Source organism: Streptomyces crystallinus, assembly GCF_039521265.1.
In the GTDB taxonomy this organism is placed as follows: domain Bacteria; phylum Actinomycetota; class Actinomycetes; order Streptomycetales; family Streptomycetaceae; genus Streptomyces; species Streptomyces crystallinus.
In genome coordinates, this window is the sequence record NZ_BAAACA010000008.1 from 1 (window position 1) to 8,717 (window position 8,717).

The 8,717-nt window shown below is 72.1% G+C and carries 5 protein-coding genes and 1 pseudogene; 3 read left to right on the forward strand and 3 right to left on the reverse strand.

The window, feature by feature from the left end:
• The 3 genes from ABD236_RS07190 to ABD236_RS07200 form a co-directional block, all read right to left on the reverse strand.
• On the reverse strand, positions 1–702 hold a 702-nt coding region (locus tag ABD236_RS07190), incomplete at its 3' end, for a biotin/lipoyl-containing protein (protein ID WP_344071443.1).
• Positions 703–756: 54 nt separating this feature from the next.
• A complete protein-coding gene (gene lpdA / locus ABD236_RS07195; protein WP_344071445.1) occupies positions 757–2,145 on the reverse strand; it encodes a dihydrolipoyl dehydrogenase in 1,389 nt (462 codons plus the stop codon).
• A gap of 300 nt (positions 2,146–2,445) precedes the next feature.
• A complete protein-coding gene (locus ABD236_RS07200; RefSeq protein WP_344071447.1) occupies positions 2,446–3,966 on the reverse strand; it encodes a leucyl aminopeptidase in 1,521 nt (506 codons plus the stop codon).
• Positions 3,967–4,223: 257 nt separating this feature from the next.
• On the opposite strand from ABD236_RS07200, the gene ABD236_RS07205 reads away from it, so the two are divergent.
• From ABD236_RS07205 to ABD236_RS07215, 3 genes and pseudogenes are all read left to right on the forward strand, one after another.
• Positions 4,224–6,293 (forward strand): hypothetical protein, encoded by a 2,070-nt coding sequence (locus ABD236_RS07205; RefSeq protein ID WP_425543830.1) that lies wholly within the window; start codon positions 4,224–4,226, stop codon positions 6,291–6,293.
• Positions 6,294–6,330: 37 nt separating this feature from the next.
• On the forward strand, positions 6,331–7,881 hold the full coding sequence (gene pelF, locus ABD236_RS07210) for a GT4 family glycosyltransferase PelF (protein ID WP_344071451.1): 1,551 nt from the start codon (positions 6,331–6,333) through the stop codon (positions 7,879–7,881).
• A pseudogene (locus tag ABD236_RS07215) lies at positions 7,878–8,717 on the forward strand (hypothetical protein); the annotation flags it as partial. The gene pelF and the pseudogene ABD236_RS07215, both read left to right, overlap by 4 nt.

Consider the following 8,717-nt stretch of genomic DNA (forward strand, 5'->3'; position numbering starts at 1 on the left):
GGCGGGCTGCGCGGGAGCCGGGGCGGGGGCCGCGGCCGGAGCCGGGGCGGCCTGGGCGGGAGCGGCGGGCGCGGCACCGGCGGCGCCGATGACGGCCAGCTTGGCGCCGACCTCGGCGGTCTCGTCCTCGCCGACGACGATCTCCAGGAGCACACCGGCGACCGGGGCGGGGATCTCGGTGTCGACCTTGTCGGTGGAGACCTCGAGGAGCGGCTCGTCCTCGGCGACCTCCTCGCCGACCTGCTTCAGCCAGCGGGTGACGGTGCCCTCGGTGACGGACTCGCCGAGCGCGGGCAGGACGACGTCGGTGCCCTCGGCGGAGCCACCGCCGGAAGCGGCCTCGGCCGTGGGGGCGGGGGCGGGGGCCTGCGCCTCGGTGGAGGGCGTGGCCTGCGGGGCCTCCTGCGCCGGGGCGGCGGGGGCCTCGGCCTGGGCCGGGGCCTCGGCGGCGGCCGGAGCGCCGCTGCCGTCGTCGATGATCGCCAGCTCGGCGCCGACCTCGACGGTCTCGTCCTCGGCCACCTTGATGGAGGCCAGGATGCCGGAGGCCGGGGCCGGGATCTCGGTGTCGACCTTGTCGGTCGAGACCTCGAGCAACGGCTCGTCGGCCTCGACGCGCTCGCCCTCGGCCTTCAGCCAGCGGGTGACGGTGCCCTCGGTGACGCTCTCGCCGAGCGCCGGAAGGGTTACGGAAACCGACATGGTTTCAGTTTCTCCTTACAGAATTGCGGAAGTGGTCGTCGCGCCCGAGGGCAATTAGTCGTGGGAGTGCAGCGGCTTGCCGGCCAGCGCCAGGTGCGCCTCGCCGAGGGCCTCGTTCTGCGTCGGGTGCGCGTGGATGAGCTGCGCGACCTCGGCCGGCAGAGCCTCCCAGTTGTAGATCAGCTGGGCCTCGCCGACCTGCTCGCCCATACGGTCACCGACCATGTGGACGCCGACCACGGCACCGTCCTTGACCTGGACGAGCTTGATCTCGCCCGCGGTCTTGAGGATCTTGCTCTTGCCGTTGCCCGCGAGGTTGTACTTCAGAGCGACGACCTTGTCCGCGCCGTAGATCTCCTTGGCCTTGGCCTCGGAGATGCCGACGGAGGCGACCTCGGGGTGGCAGTACGTCACGCGCGGCACACCGTCGTAGTCGATCGGCACGGTCTTGAGACCGGCCAGCCGCTCCGCCACCAGGATGCCCTCGGCGAAGCCGACGTGCGCGAGCTGGAGGGTCGGGACGAGGTCACCGACGGCCGAGATGGTCGGCACGTTGGTGCGCATGTACTCGTCGACCAGGACGTAGCCGCGGTCCATCGCGACGCCCTGCTCCTCGTAACCGAGGCCCTGCGAGACCGGGCCGCGGCCGATGGCGACGAGGAGGACCTCGGCCTCGAACTCCTTGCCGTCGGCCAGCGTGACCTTGACGCCGTTCTGGGTGTACTCGGCCTTCTGGAAGAAGGTGCCCAGGTTGAACTTGATGCCGCGCTTGCGGAACGCGCGCTCGAGAAGCTTGGAGGAGTTCTCGTCCTCGGCCGGGACGAGGTGCTTGAGGCCCTCGACGACGGTGACGTCGGTGCCGAAGGACTTCCACGCCGAGGCGAACTCGACGCCGATGACGCCGCCGCCCAGGATGATCGCGGACTGCGGGACGCGGTCCAGGGTCAGCGCGTGGTCCGAGGAGATGATCCGGTTGCCGTCGATCTCCAGGCCCGGCAGCGACTTCGGCACGGAGCCGGTCGCCAGGAGGACGTGGCGGCCCTGGACGCGCTGCCCGTTGACGTCGACCGAGGTGGCGGAGGAGAGCTTGCCCTCGCCCTCGATGTACGTCACCTTGCGGGAGGCGACCAGACCCTGGAGGCCCTTGTAGAGGCCCGAGATCACGTCGTCCTTGTACTTGTGGACGGCCGCGATGTCGATGCCCTCGAAGGTGGCCTTGACACCGAACTGCTCGGCCTCGCGCGCCTGGTCGGCGATCTCACCGGCGTGCAGCAGGGCCTTGGTCGGGATGCAGCCGTTGTGCAGGCAGGTGCCGCCGAGCTTGTTCTTCTCGATCAGTGCGACGTCCAGGCCCAGCTGCGCTCCGCGCAGGGCCGCGGCGTAGCCGCCACTGCCACCGCCGAGGATCACTAGGTCGAAAACGGTGCTGGCGTCGTTCGCCACGTCACGTCCTCCATGCATGTGCGCCGGGCGCCGGTCCCGGGACCGGGCGGCGGCTGGTGTTCGGCCGCTGTCTTCGTCGGCCCTGTGGTGGGGGCCCTGTCCTGCCGAGAACCCATCTTCGCACTTGTTGCCGGAAGGCGGGACGCGGGGCCGGGCTCTGAGACACGCGATCGTCCTCGCGGGAGGGCGATCGACGGGTGCGTACCTCCGGATTTCGTCCAGAGCGGAATCCGGACGGATACGGGGGAGGAACACGGACGGCCTCGGGCGTATGCCCGAGGCCGTCCGAGTCATCCGGTGTCAGCCCAGCTCGCCGTCGGCGGTGCGCTCGGCCAGACGGACCAGGGTGCGCACCGCGGAGCCGGTGCCGCCCTTGGGGGTGTAGCCGAACGGGGCGCCCTCGTTGTAGGCCGGGCCCGCGATGTCCAGGTGGGCCCAGGTGATGCCCTCGCCCACGAACTCCTTCAGGAACAGACCGGCCACCAGGCCGCCGCCCATCCGCTCGCCCATGTTGGCGATGTCGGCGGTCGGGGAGTCCATGCCCTTGCGCAGGTCGGCGGGGAGCGGCATCGGCCAGGACTGCTCGCCGGCCTCCTCGGCCGTCTCGTGGACGGCGGTGCGGAAGGCGTCGTCGTTGGCCATCACACCGAAGGTGCGGCTGCCGAGCGCCATCATCATGGCGCCGGTCAGGGTCGCCACGTCGACGATCGCGTCCGGCTTCTCCTCGGAGGCCTTGGCCAGCGCGTCGGCCAGCACCAGCCGGCCCTCGGCGTCGGTGTTGAGGACCTCGACGGTCTTGCCGCTGTACATGCGCAGCACGTCGCCCGGGCGGGTGGCGGTGCCGGAGGGCATGTTCTCGGCGAGCGCCAGCCAGCCGGTGACGTTCACCTTCAGACCGAGGCGGGCGGCCGTGACGACGGCGGCGAAGACGGCGGCGGCGCCGGCCATGTCGCACTTCATCGTCTCGTTGTGGCCGGCCGGCTTCAGCGAGATGCCGCCCGAGTCGTAGGTGATGCCCTTGCCGACGAAGGCGAGGGTCTTCGCCGCCTGCGGGTGGGTGTAGCCGATGCGGACCAGACGGGGGCCGTTGGCGGAGCCGACGCCGACGCCGAGGATGCCGCCGTAGCCGCCCTTGGTGAGCGCCTTCTCGTCGAGTACCTGGACCTTGACGCCGTGCTCCTTGCCGGCCGCGGTGGCGACCGCGGCGAAGGATTCGGGGTAGAGGTCGTTGGGCGGGGTGTTCACCAGGTCGCGGGCGCGGTTCAGCTCCGCGGCCAGCGCGATGGCGCGCTCGGCGGCGGCCTTGTGAGCCTTGTCACGCGGCTTGGCGCCGATCAAGGCGATTTCGGCCAGTGGCGCCTTCGCCCCCTTGCCGCCGTCCTGGTACGCGGTGAAGGCGTACGCACCGAGCAGCGCGCCCTCCGCGATGGCCGCCACGTCCTCGGCCGCCTCCACGGGCAGCGCGAACGCGGCCTTCTTGGTGCCGGTGAGCGCACGGGCCGCGGAACCGGCGGCGGAGCGCAGCACCTCGGTGGCGAACGCCTCGTCCTTCGCCGGAGCCGTGCCGAGTCCGACGGCCAGCACGACCGGCGCCTTCAGGCCGGACGGCGACGGCACCTTGGTCGCCTCGCCCTCGGCACCCGAGGCACCCAGGGTCTCCAGAACGCCGGCGAGCTTGCCGCCGAACGCCTTGTCCACGGCCTCGGCGCCCGGCGCGACGACCAGACCCCCCTTGGGCCCGGTGCCCTTGGCGATGCCGACGACCACGGCGTCGGCGCGCAGCGTCGCGGCACCGGCAGTGCTGAGAGTCAGAGCAGTCACGGTGGTGAAGTCTCTCTTCCGTTGAGTTTCCGAGCCGAGGGATGGGTCGGCTGTGCCCCGGCGCATCGTAATTCGGCCGAGTTGGGCGCGGATACGAGCGTACGCGCGCCGCTGCGCTTCGATCACGGCGGCGGCAATTCACTCATCCGTGGTGTCTCTTCAACGTTTCCCCGCCAGACTGTGAGAGCTCAGTCACACTCGGCCCGTTCGGGCAAGGGCGCACGGGGCTCCTTTGCATCATCTCCACAGGTCCTCCCATGCGCGCACGCATACGGAAGGGCCCCCATGAGGGGGGAACGTTGAAGAAGGCGAACCGTTCGAGCACGGGCAGAACCACGGCGGCGCTGCTCACCGCCGGCCTGCTGGTCGCCGGTATACCCGCGGCCGGGGCCGCGACCGCTGTGCCCGCGCGCATCGACCTCAAGGTGCTCGTCCTGGACGACGGGGGCAGCGCGGTGGACGCGCTGGCCGCCCAGCTCAGGAGTATCGGACTGCCGTACCGGACGGTGAAGCTGGGCGACGCGGGCCGGCCCACGGTCGACGCGGCGTTCCTCAGCGACACCGTGAACGGGCGGCCGCGCGCCAAGTTCCAGGGCGTCGTCGCGCCCAACGAGATCCCGTTCGGCTCCGCCGACGCCCCCGAGCAGACCGCGCTCACGGCGTACGAGAAGACCTTCGGCATCCGCCAGATCGACGCCTACACCTGGGCCCACCCCGAGGTCGGGCTCGACTACACGGACCAGAACGGCGGTTGGGCCGGGGTGCTCGACGGCGCGCGGACCCAGGTCACCGCCGACGGCCTGAAGGGGCCGTTCGGCTACCTGGACGGAACGGTCCTCTTCGAGGACAACTCGGCCTCGGTGTCGGAGAGCTACGGCTACGCGGCCCACCCCCGGGAGGGCTACACCAGCTATCTCACCGCGCCCACCGGCGGCTCCCTGGTCGGGGCCTACACCCACGACGGACGCAGCGAACTGGTCGTCACCTTCGCCTACAACCAGTACCAGGAGCAGTTCAAGGCGCTGGCCCGGGGCATGGTCGAGTGGCTGACCCAGGGCGTACACCTGGGGCAGAGCCGCAACTACTTCGCGGTCCACGTCGACGACGTCCTCGCGCCGGACGCCCGCTGGGACAGCACGGGCAACTGCACGCCCGGCGACCTCGACTGCGTCGGGGGAGGCAGCGGGACGGACGACATCCGGATGACGGCCGCCGACGCGCAGTACGCCGCCCAGTGGGAGCAGGCCAGCGGCTTCACCCTCGACCTGCTGTACAACGCGGGCTCCGGCGAGGAGTGGAAGGCCGAGCACGGCGGCACCGACGCGCTCACCACCCAGCTCCTCGCCGACCGGGCGAAGTTCCGCTGGGAGAACCACACCTACACGCACGAGTTCCTCGGCTGTGTCCAGGACACCACCACCGTGCCGTGGACCTGCGCCAAGAACGCCGACGGCAGCACCAAGTGGGTGAGCCGCGGCGACATCGCGGGCCAGATCGACAACAACTACCAGTGGGGCGTGCAGAAGGGCCTTCCGGTCGACCGCACCGAACTGGTCACCGGTGAGCACTCCGGTCTGAAGACCCTGCCGCAGCAGCCCCAGGACAACCCCAACCTGGCCGCCGGCCTCATGGACGCCGGGGTCAAGTGGACCGGGAGCGACAACTCGCGCGAACCCCAGCAGCGCCCCGTCGGCAAGGCCCTCACCGTGCCCCGCTACCCGATGAACGTGTACTACAACGTCGGCACGGCGGCCGAGATGACCGACGAGTACAACTGGATCTACACCGCCAGGGCGGACGGCGGCAGCGGGATCTGCGAGGACAACCCGACGTCCACCTGCCTGCCCGCGCCGCTGGACACCGCCACCGGCTACGGGTCCCACATCGTTCCCCAGGAGGCGGCCACCGCACTGCGCCATGTGCTCGGCAACGACCCGCGGCCGCACTACGTCCACCAGTCCAACCTCGCCGAGGAGCGGATCCTCTACCCGGTCCTCGACCGGGTGCTCGGCGACTACCGCGCCCTGTTCGCGGACAGCGCGCCCGTCGTCAACCTGCGCCAGCGCGACATCGGCACCGAACTCGCCCGCCAGGACGCGTGGGCCAAGGCGGTCGCCGACGGCAAGGTCACCGCGTACCGCGTCGGCACCACCGTCACCGTGCAGGCGCCGTCGGGCGTGGTGGCACCCGTCACCGCACCCGAGGGCACCCAGCAGCAACAGCTCCTCGGTACCACCGCGTTCGGCACGCCGTACGCGGGTCAGCGCTCCGCCTGGTCCTCACCCGGACCGCTCCAGACGGCGATCACGCTGAAGCTTCCGGCCTGACCAGCCGACTGACATTCGCTGTCCAGGGGGGACACCAATGCCGAGCAGTGGCCGTCATGTGACCATGCTCACGGAAGGCACCTATCCGCACATACACGGAGGGGTGAGCACGTGGTGCGACCAGCTCGTGCGCGGGATGCCGGAGGTCGACTTCAACGTCCTGGCCCTCACCGGCAGCGGCCGCGAGCCCGTCACCTGGGAGCTGCCGCCCAACGTGTACCGGCACACGGCGTTCCCCCTGTGGGGGCCGGTGCAGGGCCGGCGGCCACTCCTCGGCAAGGAGCGGCGCCGTTTCATAGACGTCTATGAGCGGTTCCTGCTCGCGATGCTCGACCCGGAGTCCGGCTGCGACTTCGCCCAGGGGCTGTACGCCCTGGCGCGGCTGGCCCGGGCCGGGCGGCTGTCGGCGGCGCTGCGCTCGGAGGCGGCGCTGCGCTCGCTGATGTGGATCTGGACCATGCCGCACCTCGGGACAGCCGCCGCACGGCCCACCGTGCACGACGCCCTGACCGCCACCGACCTGCTCGAACACGCACTGCGCCCGCTGTCCGCCCGCCTCCCGCAGGACTGTGTGGCGCACGCGGTCAGCAGCGGCCTCGCGACCCTCCCCGCGCTGGCCGCCCAGCACTTCGACGGAGTGCCCTTCCTGCTCACCGAACACGGCATCTATCTGCGCGAGCGCTATCTCGGCTACCGCACGGGCGAGCAGAGCTGGCCGGTGAAGTCGGTGATCCTCAGCTTCTACCGCGAGCTCAACTCGATGGGGTACCGCCAGGCGGACCTCATCACCCCGTGCAACCAGTACAACCGCCGCTGGGAGGAGCGCGGCGGGGCGCCGGCCGACCGCATCAGAACGGTCTACAACGGCGTCGACCCCACCCTCTTCCCGCACGCCGGCCCCGACCCCGCCGTCCCCACCCTCAGCTGGTGCGGGCGGATCGACCCCATCAAGGACCTGGAGACCCTGATCCGGGCGTACGCCATGGTCAGGGCGGAGCTGCCGGAGGTGCGGCTGCGGCTGTTCGGCCCCGTCCCGGCGGGCAACGCCGACTACCGCACCAAGCTGGAGAAGCTCGCCGCCGAACTCGGCGTGAGCGACGGGATCAGCTACGAGGGCCGGATCAGCGAGGTCGCGAGCGCCTATGCGGCGGGGAGCGTGGTGATGCTCTCCAGCATCAGCGAGGGCTTCCCCTTCTCGCTGATAGAGGCGATGTCCTGCGGCCGCGCCACGGTGTCCACGGACGTGGGCGGGGTGCGCGAGGCCGTCGGGGACGCGGGGCTCGTGGTGCCGCCGCGCGAGCCCGCGCTGATGGCCGAGGCCACCCTCTCGCTGCTGCGCGACCACGAACGGCGCGCCGAACTGGGCGCGCTGGCCCGCAGCCGGGTCGTCGACCAGTTCACGCTCCGCCGCTCCGTGGACGGCTTCCGCCGGATCTATCTGGAGCTCGCCGCGGCCACCGAGCCCGTACCGCTGTACGCGCCCGCCCCCGAGCCGCGCGCCGAGGCGCCCCGCGACCTGGACGACTGGACGCTCGAACTCACCGACCCCTGGCACCGGGAGCTGGCCTCGGACGGATCCGTCTGGTGAGCGGCTCGCTCTGGCTGGGCAGGGAGGGGCAGGACACCCTGCCCTTCATCCCGCGCCAGCGTCCGCACGGCGCCGCCGCCGACCCCGTCGAGGAACTGGCCGACCGGCTGGAGGAGTTGATAGCGGCCGCCGTCCACCCGGACGAGGTCGCGGCCATCCTGGAGTCCGACGGGATGACCGACGCCCACATCCGCACGGCCTACGGCCGCCATGACTCCTTCGAGCTCGCCGAGGACCTCTACGCGCGCGTGGAGCGCCGCTACCCGCCTCCCGCCGGCCCGGCCGCCGACCCCTGGCACACCACGCTGGGCGCCTGTCTGCTGCGCGGCCTGGTCTTCGCCCTGCCGGGACTGGCGTACGTCCTGGGCGGGCCGCTGCTGACCGGTCCGCCGGACGGCTTCGGCCTGCCCGCCGGTACGGTCCCGCTGCTCGCCGGGGCCGTCACCGGCTGGGTCTGGAACCAGGGGCTCTCGCACCGGGCGTACGCGTGGCTGGGCCTGGGCGACCGGCCCGCCGCGGCCGCCGCCCTGCGCACCGGAGCCCCGCTGGGGGCGGTGCTGAGCGCCCTGGTGGCACTGGCCGCGAGCGGGCCGGGCGAGCTGCCCGCGGCCGCCTTCGCCGCCGGGCAGGGCGGCTATCTGGCCGCCGCGACCGTGCTGCTCGCCCTGGGGCGCGAGCGGGACCTGCTGTGCGCGCTGGCGCCGATGGCGGCGGGCGCGGCGGCGACCGCCGCCCGCGACCTGCCCGACGTGGCGCGCACCGGGCTGCTGCTGCTCTCGCTCGCCGCCGCGGCCGGCTTCGCCCACCGCGCCCTGGCCGGCGAGGGCGGCGGCGCG